This is a genomic window from Microvirga soli (assembly GCF_016734765.1).
In the GTDB taxonomy this organism is placed as follows: domain Bacteria; phylum Pseudomonadota; class Alphaproteobacteria; order Rhizobiales; family Beijerinckiaceae; genus Microvirga; species Microvirga soli.
On sequence record NZ_JAERQE010000006.1, the window covers coordinates 19716 to 35581 of the forward strand.

Here is a 15866-nt window from a genome sequence, read left to right on the forward strand (position 1 = left end):
GCCGGTGAGGTGCCGGCCCTTTGGTCTTTAGCCCCTCACGCGCTCGATCAGAGCGCCGCATCGGGCGAGCTTGGCTTCCAGGGACTCGAAGCCGCGATCTAGGTGATAGACCCGGTTGATCGTGGTCTCGCCGTCGGCCACGAGGCCGGCGATCACCAGGGACACCGAGGCGCGCAGGTCGGTGGCCATGACCGGAGCGCCCTTGAGGCCCGGAACGCCGTCCACATAGGCGCTGTCGCCGTCGAGGCGGATCTGGGCGCCGAGGCGGGCCAGTTCCTGCACGTGCATGAAGCGGTTCTCGAAGATCGTCTCGCGGATGCGCGAAGTGCCGTTTGCCCGGGTCATGAGGGCCATGAACTGGGCCTGGAGGTCCGTGGGGAAGCCTGGGAACGGGTCGGTGGTCACGTCGACCGGCTGAAGGCCATTGCCGTTGCGGCGGATGCGGATGCCCCCATGGGTGGAGGTCACCTCGGCCCCGGCCTGACCCAGCACGTCGAGGGCGGCCTGGAGGTAGTCAGGCCGGGTGTTGTCGAGCACGAGGTCGCCGCCGGTCATGGCCACGGCCATGGCATAGGTGCCGGTCTCGATGCGGTCGGGCATCACGTCATGGGAGGCACCGTGAAGGCTGGTCACACCTTCGATGACGATCTCGGAGCTGCCGGCGCCCTGGATCTTGGCTCCCATCTTGATGAGGCATTCGGCGAGATCCACCACTTCCGGCTCGCGGGCAGCGTTGCGGATCACGGTGGTGCCCTGCGCGAGGGTCGCCGCCATGAGGGCCACATGGGTGCCGCCCACCGTCACCTTCGGAAAGTCGATCTCGGCGCCGCGCAGCCCCTTCGGGGCCGTCGCCACCACGTAGCCGGCTTCGATCTCGATGGCGGCGCCCAGCTTGGCCAGGGCCATGATGAGCAGGTCCACCGGGCGGGTGCCGATGGCGCATCCGCCGGGCATTGACACTTTGGCATGGCCGAAGCGGGCCACCAGGGGAGCGATGACCCAGAAGCTCGCCCGCATGGTCGAGACCAGCTCATAGGGGGCCGAGGTGTCGATGACGTTCTTGGCCGACAGGCGGATGGTCTGGCCCGTCTCCGAGGACTGGCCCGGACGGCGGCCGGCGATCGAGTGGTCGACGCCGAAATTGCTCATGATCCGCAGCAGGGAGGAGATATCGGCAAGCCGCGGCACATTGCCGAGCTCGAGCGTATCGGCCGTGAGCAGGCTCGCGATCATAAGGGGCAGGGCCGCATTCTTGGCGCCTGAGATCGGAATCAGGCCGTTGAGGGGTGCGCCGCCCCGGATGCGAATGCGATCCATCAATATCCCCTTGTAAATTGTTCAGTCAGCCATGCGCTATGCGCGCCTCGAGCTACTTAAGCTAGTCGGACGGCTTGTCGCGCTCTGCTGAAACGCTCAAGCTGCCGCTTTCGTTTCCAGGCGTCTTGACGGCCTGCCGCCCCCGCGCCTGCGCCTTGCGCCGCTTGAGATTTTCCTTCAAGGCGGCCTTGAGCCGGTCAGCCTTCTGTTGCGATTTCACGTCAGTCATGGTTCACGCGACCCATCGTCGCCTTTACCCAATAAAGGCTTCGCACGCGGCCCTCAACCGCAATATGAGGCTTGCGGACTTTGACCCGGATCAATGTGATCTGGCATAATGGGTTCAGTATCCGGGGCATCGCGTTGCCCACCCGGTGAGATGATGGATTATCAAAACTTCTTCACGTCAGCCCTCGATCGCCTCCAGGCGGAGCGGCGCTACCGCGTCTTTGCCGATATCGAGCGCCTGGCCGGACGTTATCCCCAGGCGCTCTGGCATTCCCCGGAGGGGCCACGCCCCATTACGGTCTGGTGCTCCAACGATTACCTCGGCATGGGCCAGAACCGGGACGTGACCCGCGCTATGGTCGAGACGGCGTGGCGCCTCGGCACCGGGTCCGGCGGCACGCGCAACATCTCGGGCAACAGCCACCCCATCGTCGAGCTGGAGGCGGAGCTCGCCGACCTGCACGGCAAGGAAGCCGCTCTGGTCTTCACCTCGGGCTACGTCTCGAACCAGACCGGCATCTCGACGCTCGCCCGGCTGATCCCGAACTGCCTGATCCTGTCGGATGCCCTCAACCACAACTCGATGATCGAGGGCGTGCGCCAGTCCGGCTGCGACAAGGCGGTCTTCCGCCACAACGACCTTGAACACCTGGAAGAACTGCTCCAGGCCGCCGGCGACCGGCCCAAGCTGATCGTGTTCGAAAGCGTCTATTCCATGGATGGGGACGTGGCGCCGATCCATGCGATCTGCGATCTCGCCGAGCGCTATGGCGCCATGACCTATATCGACGAGGTCCATGCGGTCGGCATGTACGGCCCCCGCGGCGGCGGCATTGCCGAGCGTGAGGGCGCCATGCACCGGCTCGATGTGATCGAGGGCACCATGGCCAAGGCCTTCGGCGTCATGGGCGGGTATCTCACCGGCACCAAGGCCGTGATGGACGCCATTCGCAGCTTTGCCCCGGGCTTCATCTTCAGCACCGCCCTGCCCCCGGCCGTGGCTGCCGCCGCCATGGCGTCGATCCGGCATCTCAAGGCCTCCTCCTCGGAGCGCCAGCAGCAGCAGCGCCAGGCCGCCCGCACCAAGGCGGTGCTGAGCGGCGCCGGCCTGCCGGTCCTCGACACGCCCACGCATATCGTTCCGGTGATGGTCGGCGATGCGGAAGCCTGCAAGGCAGCCTGCGACCGGCTCCTGGAGAAGCACGGCATCTACATCCAGCCAATCAACTATCCCACTGTGCCCCGCGGCACCGAGCGCCTGCGGATCACCCCAGGCCCATTTCACTCCAACGCCCATATTGACGCCCTGGCTGCGGCCCTGGTCGAGGTCTGGACCGCGCTCAGGCTTCCCCTGGAGCCGAAAGTGCAGGCCGCCGAGTAAAGATCATTTTCAAGCTTGCATGGAGGGCTGCCCTGTGGCAGTAAGCGGCCCTCCCCGTTGGCGCGCTGCCGTAGCTCAGTGGTAGAGCACTCCCTTGGTAAGGGAGAGGTCGAGAGTTCGATCCTCTCTGGCAGCACCAGCCAACAGCCTTGTCATTCAAGGCTTGCAGGTTCGATAGCCGAACCGCCAACCTCCTCACAGCATGAAGAACACTGCAAGAACGCGTGCCTATGGCGGCACGTTTCTGACCCGCGGAGTCATGGCTTGTTCTCGATTCCTTCCAGCATCGGGAGGGTGGAATGAACCGGCGCTACGCACAAGAGACCTGTGTGTCCACCGACAAGAGCTTCAGAGAGGCTTATGTTAAAGCGGGCCAACAGTTGGCCTTCACGCTCGCTCTGCCCCTACTGCGGCCAAGCTACTCGTCCAGAACACTCAATGTTGGACGTGATAAATGGGTAGCCATGCCGCGGAGCTCGAAGATTTGGACCGCGGCCTCGAAACCGCGCGGCTTGATCGTGTCGACGGCTTGGAACACGAACTGCTCCGCGACCCGCTGCTGCACGGCCTCGCTCACTAGGATCGTGGTGCCGTACTCCTTGTTGAGTGGCTCCAGCCGCGCGGCCAGGTTCACGGTTGCGCCAAGGGCCGTATAGCTCATCCGATCGGACGAACCGATGATGCCGACGACGGCCTCGCCCGTATGCAGCCCAAACCGGGTCCGGTACGCGGGCCACCCCTCTCGCATGTATGCTTCGTTGAGTTCCTGGTTGGCGTCCCGGCAGGCCAGGACGGCGGCGCAGGCATGGGCCACGTGATCGGCATTCTCTGTCGGCGCATTCCAGATCGCCATGATGCCATCGCCGACAAACTTATCGACCGTGCCGCCATGCGCCACGATCACTTCGGTCATGACGGCCAAGTAGCGCGAGGTCTGGAGCATGACCTGCTCTGGATCGGCGTTCTCGGTGATGTTGGTGAAGCCTTCGATGTCGGTGAATAGAACGGTGACCTCCCGGCGGGAGCCTCCGAGGCGTAATTCCGCACCGGTTTCGACGAGTTGTTGGACCAGGCGCTTGGGCACGAAGCTAGAAAAGGTCCGCACGACGGCGCGCATGGTCGACACCGAGCGACCGAGGTCATCGATCTCCCGGATGGCGGAGTGCACACGACTGGGGTTTTCCGGCATCTCGAACCGCTTGACACTGTCGGTCTCGGCCGCCAGCGCCTTCATGGACCGGGACAGCATCGAGCTGATCCACCAGATCACGGGGATGGCTGCGAGCACGAAGGCCGATGTCAGGAGCAGCAGCCAGCGCCGTGCCGACTCGACCTCTGAGAAGAATTCGTCCAGGGGCGCCATCACGGCGAGGCGCAGATTGGCCGAGCCGGCCGTTCCAATCGATCGGAACGCCGCAACGTAGGTCCGGCCATCCTTCGCCTCGAACACCTGCTGCGCATCTCCGCCTTGCCTCCAAGCCGCCAGTGGTCGCGCGATGTCGACGATACCGATCTCGTCCAGGCGCGGCAGGTCGGTGGTGGCATCCTGGGATCGCGCCTTGAGGAATTCGGACATGCGGGAATGGCCGATGACTCGCCCGGCATCGTCGAAGAGGAAGACCGCGCCTGACTTGCCAAGCTTCTGCGCCCGAATGAATGTGTCGGCATCAGTCAGCAGGATGTCGCCTGCGACAACACCACGACGACCTTGCACAAACGACGCCCGGACCGTGTAGCCGATCAGGGCCGCGGCTTTGAACCGATAGGGCTCAATGACGGTAGCAGCACCAGGCTCGAAGGCGCCACGATACCAGGGCCGATCCCGCGGATCGTAATCGGCCTCACTCTGCGACTCGGAAATCGTCTCGAGGCTCGGCGACAGGTAATACGTGGTCCGGATTCGCGATGATGCACCCGGCTTTCTGTCGATCACGATCAACCGGAATGCTGCGGCCGCCGGGGCGCCGAATTGCGCCCGCGTAGCGGGCCCCGCCCTATCGAGGGCATCCAGTTCGATAAAGGCGCCGTCGTCGTAACCGATATACAGATTGTACAGCTGCCCGTGCTCGCGAAGAAGCGCCGTCAGGATTTGGTAGAGAGCGGGATTGTCGGAAATCGACCCGGCCTCAACAGGCGGGAGCTGCTTCAGCACCTCCAGGGCGCTCCGAACGGCTTTGAACTGCCCGTCCACCCGGTCTTCCGTGTGGTCCGCCACCCGACCAATGAATGTGACTGCAGCGGCGCGGGTGATGGAGCGTGCCCGATCAAAGCTCAACACGACCAAGGCGAGGCCAACCGCCAGCACCACAGCCATGAACAGCACCGTGATGGAAAGCTGATAGCCGAACCGGAGGCGCATGGTTCCCCGCCAGAAATACAACGCTTGATCGTTCTCCCGTTACGAACGCCCTGTGCCTGGTTTCGAAGTTCGCTCCCAAATCCAGATTATCAAGAGAACCAGCAACGATCCGGCGCAGGCGGCCACGACATCGCGCAGTGAGATCGTGATCGCATCGAGTCTGGGAAAGAGGCCAAACAGGCGGAACAGCAGTCCACCGACCAGAGCTCCGATCAGGCCCATAGCGAGGTTCTGCACGATGCCGAAGCCCCTGCGTTTCCACGTAATGATGCGGCCGGCGAGACTCCCGCCAATCAGGCCGACGATCATCCATACGATGACTTGGGCAAGCGATGGCATCACAGGCTCCCGACTGGTTTACCAACAGCGTTCACGATCTCTGCCCCACCCATTCACACACTGGAACCGCGGCATTTGACCAATAACTGTCATACGCCCCGAGGGAGCTCAGGTGAATGTCCGCTTATCAACGCATTCCGCTCGCTCGACCTGCTTTGGGAACAGCACAGGGTGGCAAGATCGCGTTCATCTATCAGAATCCTGTGCTGACCATCGAGATTTGTTCCTTCACATCATTCGGCCGGTGCTGGAGGCGCCACACCCGTAACCTGTGCGGAGGGCTCCTCGCTGAGCCACCGGTACAGGATGCCGCCCAAGGCGCCGCCGATCAGCGGTGCGACCCAGAACATCCAGAGCTGCGCCAGCGCCCAGCCGCCGACGAACAAGGCGGGCCCCGTGCTGCGCGCCGGGTTCACGGACGTGTTGGTGATCGGGATGCCAACGAGGTGGATCAGCGTGAGGCCGAGGCCGATGGCGATGGGTGCAAAGCCCACGGGCGCCTTGCCATGGGTAGACCCCATGATGATGAACAGGAACATCATGGTCAGCACCACCTCGGCGATGAAGCCGGAGATCATGCTATACTGGCCGGGCGAATGGGCGCCGTAGCCATTGGCGGCGAAGCCCTTGGCGAGGTCGAACGTTGGTGAGCCGGTCGCGATGGCATACAGGGCCGCCGCTGCAATGATGGCACCGAGCACTTGCGAGACCACATAGGGCAGGATGTCCTGCTTCGGGAAGCGTCCGCCCGCCGCCAAGCCGACCGTCACGGCAGGGTTGAGATGGCAGCCGGAGATATGGCCGATGGCGTACGCCATGGTCAGCACGGAGAGCCCGAAGGCGAGCGAGACGCCGAGCAGGCCTATCCCCACATCAGGGAAGGCTGCGGCAATGACCGCGCTGCCGCAGCCGGCGAAGGTGAGCCAGAAGGTGCCGATGCCTTCGGCAACGCAGCGGTGGATGTTCTGGCTGTTGTGCAGGTCCATGGGAAGCTCCTTGCAATTGGCCAAGGCGACGGGTTGTTCACTAGCGTCGTCCGCTATCACCCAAGTAGGCTGTGCCGTCTCTGAAGCGCGCAGAAGCCTGACCTCGCACATAGCGATCTTAGGTCATTGGCCCGGCGCGCAACGCGGCCGCACACTGCGCGGCCACGATCCCTCTGGCCTGGGCATAGCTCATGGCAAGGGTCGTGGGGCCTGACCGTGCGAGGGCCCCTGTGGCGAAGCCTGCAATGGCGGCGGACATAAAGATGAGCCTCGTGGCCTCCTCTCTTTCGAATATATCCTAGCCCGGCCTGTCCTCTGTGCTTGACCGGAAGGGACAATCCCTTGACAGTTTGAGCCGTCGGCGCGTCCTGCCAGTGCGTTGTTCAGGATGGCGCAAAATGTCTTGAGGCCCACGGTTATCGTGTCGGGCGATTCAAGGCCCAGCTCGTCTCGGCTCACTTCCTGACGCATGTCCGTGACCTGAAAGAAGAATCAAGGCATCCCCCTCTCCGCTCGCCGAGTGTCATCCGAGCCTGCAGTTTAGTTCCATTCCGGCGCATGCTTGTCCGCTTGGGACAAACGATGTGCATTTCGGGGCTTCGAGCTTGCGCAAGGACTTCACCGCTCATCAGGGGTGCTGCGATAGCCGGTGAGACACCGGCAGACGGGGGTGGAGAAGCAGCGGTGATAGGACGGAACCCACCAGAGGCCGTCCCGCACCCGCGCAATGTCCCAAACTGGTAAGGCGGAGTCCCAAGGCGTCAAGCAGGCGGATCCCAAATCCCTAGGCTGGTACTCGTTGAGTACAGCAGGAGACCGCGATGCGGGAGGGAATGATCGGCACCATGGCGGCCATGTTCATCCTTGGCGCGTCCCTGGCCCATCTGTCGGGGAGATCGGCATGGTTCAGCAGCTAACCTCCGGCGAACGCCAGAACGCCCTGGTGATCCTTCTCTGCGTATTTGTTACCGGCGTGATCATGGCAGCAGCCGGCGGTTCCGATCCGCTCGGCGTGCATGGGGTCATCGTCCTGCTCTTCAGCGCCGGCCTCGGCGCCCTCGTCAGCCGCTCCTTCTACGAGCCCCAACCGGATCCGCAGCGGCTCTCGCAGTACTATGACGATCCGATCAAGGTCGGTATCGCCCTGACGCTGGCCTGGGGCATCTTCGGCATGTTCATGGGAGTGTGGACCGCGGCGCAACTGGCTTGGCCGGACCTCGCCTTCGACGCCGGCTGGTCGAGCTTCGGGCGGCTGAGGCCGACCCACACCACTGGGGTGATCTTCGGCTTCGGTGGCAATGCTTTGATCGCCACCTCCTTCCACGTCGTTCAGCGGACCTCGCGCGCCCGCTTGGCGGGTCAGGTCAGCCCGTGGTTCGTGCTGCTCGGCTACAACCTGTTCTGCATCCTCGCCGTCACCGGCTACTTCATGGGTGTGACGCAGTCCAAGGAATATGCGGAGCCGGAATGGTACGCTGATCTGTGGCTCGTCGTGGTGTGGGTCACCTTCTTCGTGCTCTATCTGCGCACGCTCGCGCGGCGCAAGGAGCCTCACATCTACGTCGCCAACTGGTATTTCATGGCCTTCATCGTCGTTGTGGCCATCCTTCACATCGTCAATAACCTGGCCATCCCGGTCTCCTTCAGTCAGGCCAAGAGCTACACGATCTGGGCCGCCGTGCAGGATGCGATGGTGCAGTGGTGGTACGGCCATAACGCGGTGGCGTTCTTCCTCACCGCCGGCTTCCTGGGCATGCTGTACTACTACCTGCCGGTCCGGGCGCAGCGCCCGATCTTCTCCTATCGGCTGTCGATCCTCAGCTTTTGGGGCATCACATTCTTTTACATGTGGGCAGGTTCGCACCACCTTCACTACACGGCGCTGCCGCACTGGGTGCAGAACCTCGGCATGACGTTCTCGGTGATGCTGCTCGTCCCCTCCTGGGCCTCGGCCGGCAACGCGCTGCTCACTCTCAACGGCGCTTGGCATAAGGTCCGGGATGACGCGACTCTGCGCTTCATCATGGTGGCTGTGGTCTTCTACGGGTTGTCGACCTTCGAGGGGTCGTTCATGGCGATCAGGCCCGTCAACGCGCTGTCGCACTATACAGACTGGACCGTCGGCCACGTCCATGCGGGAGCGCTCGGCTGGGTCGCGTTCATCACATTCGGCTCGATCTACACCCTGGTTCCCTCGCTCTGGAAGCGCGAGCGGATGTACTCTTCGGCTTTGGTGGAGGTGCACTTCTGGCTCGCCGTTACCGGGACGCTCATCTACGTGTTCGCGATGTGGAACTCCGGCATCATCCAGGGCCTGATGTGGCGCACGTATACCGAGGAGGGCACGCTCGCCTATTCCTTCCTCGACTCGCTCGTAGCCATGTATCCATACTACATCGCGCGCGCCTTCGGCGGCCTGCTCTTCCTGCTCGGCGCAATCGTCGCTGCCTTCAACATCTGGATGACGGTGCGCGCGGTGCCCGTTGCCGCCGCGAGGCAGGCCGATGTGCCGGATTCCGGGCTCGCTCCCGGCGCCGCTGCGACTCCGGCGGAGTGACCCCCATGGCCGAACTGTTCCACCACAAGCTTGAACGCACCGCCATCGGGTTCGTGATCGCGATCATCGCTGCCGCCAGCGTGGGCGGCATCGTCGAGATCGCGCCGCTGTTCACCATCCACGAGACGGTCGAGGATGTGCCGGACATGCGCCTCTACACGCCGCTGGAGCAGGCAGGTCGCAACATCTACATCCGCGAGGGTTGCTACGCCTGCCACAGCCAGATGATCCGCACCCTGCGCGACGAGGTCGAGCGCTACGGTCCCTATTCGCTCGCCGTGGAATCCAAGTACGACCGCCCGATGCTGTGGGGCTCGAAGCGCACTGGACCCGATCTCGCCCGCGTCGGCGGCAAGTACTCCGACTTCTGGCATGTCGCGCATCTCATCAATCCGCGCGACGTGGTGCCGGAATCCAACATGCCGGCCTACCGCTGGCTCGCCCGGACGGCATTGGAGACGAACGATCTCGGGCAGCACCTTCAGGCGCAGCGGGCGCTCGGCGTGCCGTATACCGACGCGATGATCGCCAACGCCGCTGCCGACGCCTTCGGGCAGGCCGCGCCCGACAGCCCGTTCGCCACGGGAGTGGCAGAGCGTTATGGCGAGAAGACCCAGATCAGCGCTTTCGACGGTGTGGTTTCGCACCTCACCGAAATGGACGCGCTGGTCGCCTATCTTCAGGTGCTCGGGCGGCTCACCGATGCCGCTTATTCGAACACGGCCGCGCCGGAACAGGCGCCCGATCCAACCAACTGACGATGGGCGGACAGGAGGACGGCTGATGGACATCGACCACAACACCCTTGTCGGCTTCGCCAAGAGCTGGGGCCTGTTCTACCTGATCGCGCTGTTCATCGGCGTCGTCATCTACGCCTTCTGGCCATCGAACCGTAAACGCTTCGACGACGCCAAGCGGAACATTCTCGACGAGGACGACCGACCATGGCAGTAGAGGAACACGATCCCGTCAGTGGGCACAAGACCACCGGGCATGAATGGAACGGCATCAAGGAGCTGGACACGGCCGTCCCGATGGGCGTGCTGATCTTCATCGTCGTCACGCATCTGTGGGCGTTTGTCTGGTGGATCCTGATGCCGACTTGGCCGCTGATCACCACGTACACGAAGGGCATTCTGAACACCGATCAGCGCAAGATCGTGGAACAGGACCTGATGACCGCCCAAGCCGGGCGCGCAACCTGGATGAAGGCCATCGAGACGGGAAGTTTCGAGGAGATCCAGGCTAACGAGAACCTGATGAAGGTCGTTCGGACGACCGGGCACCAGCTCTTCGGCGACAACTGCGCCGCCTGCCACGGCGTCGACGGACGGGGCCGCGCCAACTATCCCGACCTGACGGACGATGACTGGCTCTGGGGCGGCGGACCGGAGAAGATCGCCGAGACCATGCAGCTCGGCATCAACTCGCGCCATCAGAATACCCGGGTTGCGCAGATGCCTGCCTTCGGGCGCGACGCCATGCTGGACCGCACGCAGATCGCCAACGTCGCGACCTACGTGCATTCGCTGTCCAACCCGGCGGCCTCCACAGCACAGAATGTCGCGCAGATCCAGGCCGGGCGGGAGGTCTTCCTCACGACCTGCGCGGCGTGCCACGGCGAGGACGGGAAGGGCAAACGGGAAGTTGGAGCGCCGAACCTGACCGATCAGTTCTGGGTCTACGGTGGCGACCTCCAGACCCTGATCAACTCGATCCATGGCGGACGGCAGGGGCACATGCCGACCTGGGACGAGCGCCTGACCCCAGCTGAGATCAAGATTTTGGCCCTGTACGTGAACTCCCTGGGAGTCGAGAAGCCATGACCGACGCTCCTGTGACAAGGCGGATCAATTGGCCTCTGATCGCATGGCTGCTGGCGGCAGCTGTGCTGATCACCATGGCAGCCGCCAATGCCCACCTCGTCTATGTCGCGGTGGCCTCCCAGCCCGACTGCGTCGCCCACCTGAAGGAGGCAGGCTCCAAGGCAGGCGCATTCAGGGCGGCGAAGCCCGCCTGCTGAGAAAGGCCGACCGATGCATGATGCCGGGGAAGACAGATGAGCGAAGCGGACAAGACTTACGGTTTGCTGACCGAGACCTCCAGTATCGCGGAGACGCGTAACCCGGCCCGGCAGCGCCACCTTCCAGCGCAGGCCGCACTCGATTGGCTGAAGGCAGGCTGGCGCGACATGCTGGTTCAGCCAGGCCTCAGCGTGGTCTACGGGAGCGCGGTCTTCGCGATCACCGCCCTCCTCCTGTGGGTGCTGGTCGCCTCGGGACCGGACTACATCCTGTTTCCCGCCATCGCAGGCTACATGATCGTTGCGCCGGTGCTGGCCATTGGCCTTTACGAGAAGAGCCGTGCCCTGGAGAACGGCGAGCATCCGACGCTCAGCACCATGTTGCTGGTGAGGCCGAGGGCCGGAGCGCAGGTCTTCTTCACCGGGCTTCTGCTGTGCCTTCTCATGTTGCTCTGGATGCGGGCCGCGGTCCTGCTCTACGCCTTGTTCTTCGGCGTCAGGCCGTTCCCGGGTCTCGATGGCATCATCGGCGTCCTGTTCACGACACCGATGGGCTGGGCCATGCTCATCGTCGGGACGCTTGTTGGCGGGCTGTTCGCAGCCTTCGCCTTCGCGGTCAGCGTGTTCTCGATCCCCATGCTGCTCGACCGGCGCACGGACGCCCTGACGGCGATGGGCACGAGCATGGCCATGGTGTGGAACAATCTCACGCCGATGATCGCCTGGGGTGCCATCGTGCTCGCCCTGTTCGTGGCCAGCGCCGTGACAGGCTTCCTCGGCTTCATCGTCATCTTCCCGCTGCTGGGCCATGCGACCTGGCACGCCTACCGGGCCATGCGCTGATGCGGCGGCGCGCCCAACCGGATGGGAATCGGCGATGACCTGCTGCGCGCCCGTCGATGTCCAAGCCGTGCTCCAGGCGAGCGGGCAAACCAGCGTTACGCTGAATGAACTCCGTCTCGCTAGCCGCGACCTCGGGGACGGCACACGCCAGTCCGACCTGTCCGTTCCCGGAATCCATTGCGCCGCATGCATTGCAGCGGTCGAGCGGACGCTGTCGCGGCTGCCCGGCGTCGAGGCCGCTCGGGTCAATCTTTCCATGAAGCGGGTCGCCGTCACCTGGCGCACGAGCGACGGAACGCCGCCCGACCTGATCGGCACATTGCGCCGCATCGGCTACGAGGCGCACCTGTTCGCGCTGGAGCAGGAGGCCAGAGATCCGGAACTGGCTCGCCTCGTCAAGGCGCTCGCGGTGGCCGGCTTCTGCGCGATGAACATCATGCTCATGTCCGTGTCCGTCTGGTCTGGGGCCGATGCCGGCTCCCGGCAGGCATTCCATCTCATCTCCGCGCTACTTGCCCTCTCGGCCCTCATCTATTCCGGCCGGGTCTTCTATGCCTCTGCCTGGTCGGCACTGCGCCATAGCCGCACCAACATGGATGTGCCGGTCTCCGTTGGCGTGACGCTCGCTTTCGCCCTCAGCCTCTACGACACGCTTCACAATGCCCCGCATGCCTACTTCGACGCGGCGACGTCCCTGCTGTTCTTCCTTCTCATCGGCCGCACGCTCGACCATATGATGCGCGAGCGGGCGCGCTCCGCCGTCGCGGGATTGGCCAGGCTCGCTCCCTCGGGCGCTACGGTGATCCGGGATGGGCAGCCGCTATACGTTCCGGTGTCGGAGATCGAGCCGGACACGGCCGTGATGATTGCCGCCGGTGACCGGGCCCCCGTCGACGGCGTGATCGAACAAGGATTCTCCGAACTCGACTGCGCGCTGGTCTCGGGAGAGGCCGCGCCACGCAGCGCCGGTCCAGGCGACGCGATCCCTGCGGGAGTGATGAACCTGACGGGGCGGTTGATCGTCCGGGCTAGCGCACGGGCGGAGAACTCGTTCCTGGCGGAGATGGTCCGGATGATGGAGGCGGCCGAGGGCGGTCGGGCTCGCCACCGGTGGATGGCGGATCGCGCCGCGGCGCTCTATTCACCCGTCGTCCACACGATGGCCCTGCTGTCCTTCCTGGGTTGGCTTCTCGCCACCGGCGACTGGCATGCCTCGGTCACCATCGCCATCGCTGTCCTGATCATCACCTGTCCCTGTGCCTTGGGTCTGGCGGTTCCCATCGTGCAGGTCGTCGCCGCGCGCCGCCTGTTTGAGCGCGGAATCATGGTCAAGGATGGCTCCGCCCTTGAACGCCTAGCCGAGATCGATGCCGTAGCCTTCGACAAGACCGGTACCCTGACCCTGGGCAAGCAATCCATCACCAATGCGGATGAGGTCCCGCCACTGGCGATGACGGTCGCTCTTGGAATGGCCGTTGGCTCCCGCCATCCGGCGGCAGGGGCGATTGCGGAGGCCGCCGCCAGACGCACGAACCAGATCATGGCGTTCGACCACGTCGAGGAGGTTCCCGGCCTTGGGCTCGAAGCCGTCCTGGACGGTGACCGGTACCGGCTCGGCAGATCGGAATGGGCGCTCGAACGAGGATCCCAGGTCAGCGGCCTGACGGCGTCCGTATCCGTCCTGGCGCGGAACGGTGAACCGCTTGCGACCTTCATCCTGGAGGACCGAGTCCGTCCTGATGCACGGGAGACAGTGAACGACTTGGTTCGGCAAGGGATTACGGTGGAAATCCTCTCCGGCGACCGCGAGGCTGTGGTCAGGAGCTTGGCGTCGAGGCTTGGCATCCACGACTTCTCCTCAGGTCTTCTTCCCGGCGAGAAGGTGTCTCATCTTATGGCGCAAGGTGAAGCAGGCCGGAAGGTCCTGATGGTTGGAGACGGCCTGAACGACGTGCCCGCCCTATCGGCCGCCCACGTGTCCATGGCGCCCGCCACGGCGGCCGACATTGGCCGGAACGCGGCCGATTTCGTGTTCCTGAACGAAAGCCTGTCCGCCGTTGGCGACGCCTTTGGGATCGCGCGCCGGTCCAGACGATTGATCCTCCAGAACTTCGCCCTCGCGGTCGGCTACAACGCCCTGGCGGTGCCCGTGGCCGTGTTGGGCTACGTGACGCCCCTGGTCGCCGCCATTGCAATGTCGCTGTCCTCGATCATCGTGGTCGCGAACGCCATGAGGCTCTCGCCGGTCCGCGAGGCCAGTTGAGTCCTGGATCTCAGGGAAGGATCGGATAGGTTCCATGTGGTGGTTGATCTTCATCGCCTTGGGAATGGGGCTGGCAGGACTGGCCGCCTTCCTGTGGTCTCTGCGGCATGGACAGTATGAGGATTTGGACGGGGCGGCGGAACGGATCCTCCTTGAGGAAGATCCGGTTGATCGGCACTGATCGTGATCCGTAGAGTCCCTCGGCTGGCCAAGAGCTTTAACGACCCGTTCAGGGGACCGCGATCCCGATGCGCGGCCGACCGTTCCAGAGTTGAGGAAGGCCAATGTCTAGGGCGCGACGATGCTGGAAGCGGATTGCCCCAACTCCTCGATATGGCCACCGAGGGTCCGGCGTGATTGAGGATCGACGATGGCCACTGGAGCAGACACGACCATTCCAGCGGCGGTTCCGACGGCCGTGGCCGCTCCCGCCGTGACCTGAATGATGCGGTCACCCAACCCGACTCGGGAATCCGTCACCGTCTGGCCCTCGGCCAAGCGCTTGCCGATGAGCTGCACGACCTCGGGGCTCTCGGCGAACTTGCCATGATTGAGGGCATCGCCCGCCTTGAGCTTGGTGAGGTCGAGCACCGTCACGTTCGCCTGTTCGAGTTGCGTCCGGAAAGGCTCCTGATCGGGATTGATGGCACCCAGGCGAGCCTCGCTGCCCCATACGCGTCGGGAGACGGCCAGCGCCCTGTCGTCCTGCGAGACGAACAGGGTGAAGGCGGGTCGGTTCGCCCTCGGGCCCATGTCGACGATGGCCTCCCGGGCGAGATCGACATCCACATCCGGAGCGGCGAGCAGGACGTTGCGGATCTTCGGCGTCACCCGACCGTCGCGGATGGCCATCTGGCGCAGGGTCTCGATCGCGAGAGAGTTGCCCATGGAATGCGCCAGGATCGAGATCTCGCCCACGGCCGGATCGCGCGAGATCGCCTTCAGCATGGTTTCGAGCGCGTTGCGGGAATAGGTCGTGCTCTCCCGGTCATAGCCATAGGCCAGCACGCTGCCGCGCGAGGGCCAGGTGAACAGGATCGGCACCACGGGTGCGTTCGCGTCGTGTACGATCTGGGCGAAGCGGAAGACCGCATCGTCGAAGCGGTTGTTGAAGCCGTGGATGAAGACGAGCACCTGCCGCTTGGGAACAGTTCGCAGGGTGCGATGGAACCAGGCGAGCGCCTGATCTCGATTGATCACGTCGGCCTTGAGGGTCACGAAGTCTGTGGCCGGGTTGCCTGGCACCTGTCGCGGCCACTGCACCTCGCCGATCTGCCGGGCGCTCGGCGGCGGGATCGAGACCGTGATGTTGGCGAAGGCCGCTGTCGGTCCGCGGTCGCCCGAGAACAGCTCTGCCGGGTCCGTCTGCTTGCGCGTGGTGGCGACAAGCATGTCGACTTGGGTTGCACCAGGGACCGTCCCGCTCACCGGGACCAGCACGCCACGAAGGCTGGCGCAGGCGCCGAGCGGCATGACGAGGGCGAGGACAAGGAGAATGCGACGGTTGAGCATCAGATCAGCGGAGTTGGATGCGGGCGGCATCAGCCCCGGCAGCTCGCATCGGGCCGCT

At 64.3% G+C, this 15866-nt stretch carries 16 protein-coding genes and 1 tRNA gene; 10 read left to right on the forward strand and 7 right to left on the reverse strand.

The window, feature by feature from the left end:
* Window positions 1-27: 27 nt before the first annotated feature.
* Window positions 28-1317 carry a UDP-N-acetylglucosamine 1-carboxyvinyltransferase gene (murA, locus tag JKL45_RS07710; protein ID WP_201860539.1) on the reverse strand — a complete coding sequence of 430 codons (1290 nt, stop codon included), beginning with the start codon at window positions 1315-1317 and terminating at the stop codon, window positions 28-30.
* 61 nt (window positions 1318-1378) lie between these two features.
* Entirely contained in the window at window positions 1379-1546 is a 168-nt protein-coding gene (locus JKL45_RS07715) for a hypothetical protein (protein ID WP_201860540.1), read from the reverse strand.
* Between the two features lie 153 nt (window positions 1547-1699).
* Between JKL45_RS07715 and hemA the strand changes: the two genes are divergently transcribed.
* Complete coding sequence (gene hemA, locus JKL45_RS07720) at window positions 1700-2926, forward strand: 5-aminolevulinate synthase (RefSeq protein WP_201860678.1); 1227 nt, start codon at window positions 1700-1702, stop codon at window positions 2924-2926.
* A 64-nt stretch (window positions 2927-2990) separates the two neighbouring features.
* Window positions 2991-3065, forward strand: a tRNA-Thr gene (locus JKL45_RS07725).
* 279 nt (window positions 3066-3344) lie between these two features.
* Here the strand turns inward: JKL45_RS07725 and JKL45_RS07730 are convergent.
* The 4 genes from JKL45_RS07730 to JKL45_RS07745 all read right to left on the reverse strand — a co-directional run bounded on the left by JKL45_RS07730 (window position 3345) and on the right by JKL45_RS07745 (window position 6869).
* Window positions 3345-5285, reverse strand: coding sequence for an adenylate/guanylate cyclase domain-containing protein (locus JKL45_RS07730; RefSeq protein WP_201860541.1), 1941 nt, complete (start codon window positions 5283-5285; stop codon window positions 3345-3347).
* Window positions 5286-5324: 39 nt separating this feature from the next.
* Window positions 5325-5624, reverse strand: coding sequence for a GlsB/YeaQ/YmgE family stress response membrane protein (locus JKL45_RS07735; RefSeq protein WP_201860542.1), 300 nt, complete (start codon window positions 5622-5624; stop codon window positions 5325-5327).
* Window positions 5625-5857: 233 nt separating this feature from the next.
* Window positions 5858-6610 (reverse strand): aquaporin Z, encoded by a 753-nt coding sequence (gene aqpZ, locus JKL45_RS07740; RefSeq protein WP_201860543.1) that lies wholly within the window; start codon window positions 6608-6610, stop codon window positions 5858-5860.
* A gap of 118 nt (window positions 6611-6728) precedes the next feature.
* Window positions 6729-6869: a hypothetical protein gene (locus tag JKL45_RS07745; RefSeq protein WP_201860544.1), complete on the reverse strand. Its 141-nt coding sequence runs from the start codon at window positions 6867-6869 to the stop codon at window positions 6729-6731.
* Between the two features lie 642 nt (window positions 6870-7511).
* On the opposite strand from JKL45_RS07745, the gene ccoN reads away from it, so the two are divergent.
* From ccoN to ccoS, 8 genes are read left to right on the forward strand one after another with little or no spacing between them, the layout of a single operon-like run.
* The gene (gene ccoN, locus JKL45_RS07750) at window positions 7512-9167 is read left to right on the forward strand and encodes a cytochrome-c oxidase, cbb3-type subunit I (protein WP_201860546.1); all 1656 of its coding nucleotides are present in this window, start codon (window positions 7512-7514) and stop codon (window positions 9165-9167) included.
* Window positions 9168-9172: 5 nt separating this feature from the next.
* Window positions 9173-9925 (forward strand): cytochrome-c oxidase, cbb3-type subunit II, encoded by a 753-nt coding sequence (ccoO, locus tag JKL45_RS07755; protein WP_190847334.1) that lies wholly within the window; start codon window positions 9173-9175, stop codon window positions 9923-9925.
* 25 nt (window positions 9926-9950) lie between these two features.
* Entirely contained in the window at window positions 9951-10121 is a 171-nt protein-coding gene (locus JKL45_RS07760) for a cbb3-type cytochrome c oxidase subunit 3 (protein WP_201860547.1), read from the forward strand.
* Window positions 10112-10993 carry a cytochrome-c oxidase, cbb3-type subunit III gene (ccoP, locus tag JKL45_RS07765; protein WP_201860548.1) on the forward strand — a complete coding sequence of 294 codons (882 nt, stop codon included), beginning with the start codon at window positions 10112-10114 and terminating at the stop codon, window positions 10991-10993. The genes JKL45_RS07760 and ccoP overlap by 10 nt, the downstream gene beginning before the upstream one ends.
* A complete protein-coding gene (locus tag JKL45_RS07770) occupies window positions 10990-11190 on the forward strand; it encodes a hypothetical protein (RefSeq protein WP_201860549.1) in 201 nt (66 codons plus the stop codon). The genes ccoP and JKL45_RS07770 overlap by 4 nt, the downstream gene beginning before the upstream one ends.
* A gap of 36 nt (window positions 11191-11226) precedes the next feature.
* Window positions 11227-12033 (forward strand): DUF2189 domain-containing protein, encoded by an 807-nt coding sequence (locus JKL45_RS07775; RefSeq protein WP_201860550.1) that lies wholly within the window; start codon window positions 11227-11229, stop codon window positions 12031-12033.
* A gap of 34 nt (window positions 12034-12067) precedes the next feature.
* Window positions 12068-14296: a heavy metal translocating P-type ATPase gene (locus tag JKL45_RS07780; RefSeq protein ID WP_201860551.1), complete on the forward strand. Its 2229-nt coding sequence runs from the start codon at window positions 12068-12070 to the stop codon at window positions 14294-14296.
* Window positions 14297-14330: 34 nt separating this feature from the next.
* Entirely contained in the window at window positions 14331-14477 is a 147-nt protein-coding gene (ccoS, locus tag JKL45_RS07785; protein WP_210345715.1) for a cbb3-type cytochrome oxidase assembly protein CcoS, read from the forward strand.
* Window positions 14478-14584: 107 nt separating this feature from the next.
* Here the strand turns inward: ccoS and JKL45_RS07790 are convergent, their stop codons facing one another.
* Complete coding sequence (locus tag JKL45_RS07790) at window positions 14585-15838, reverse strand: alpha/beta hydrolase (protein WP_201860552.1); 1254 nt, start codon at window positions 15836-15838, stop codon at window positions 14585-14587.
* Window positions 15839-15866: the final 28 nt, after the last annotated feature.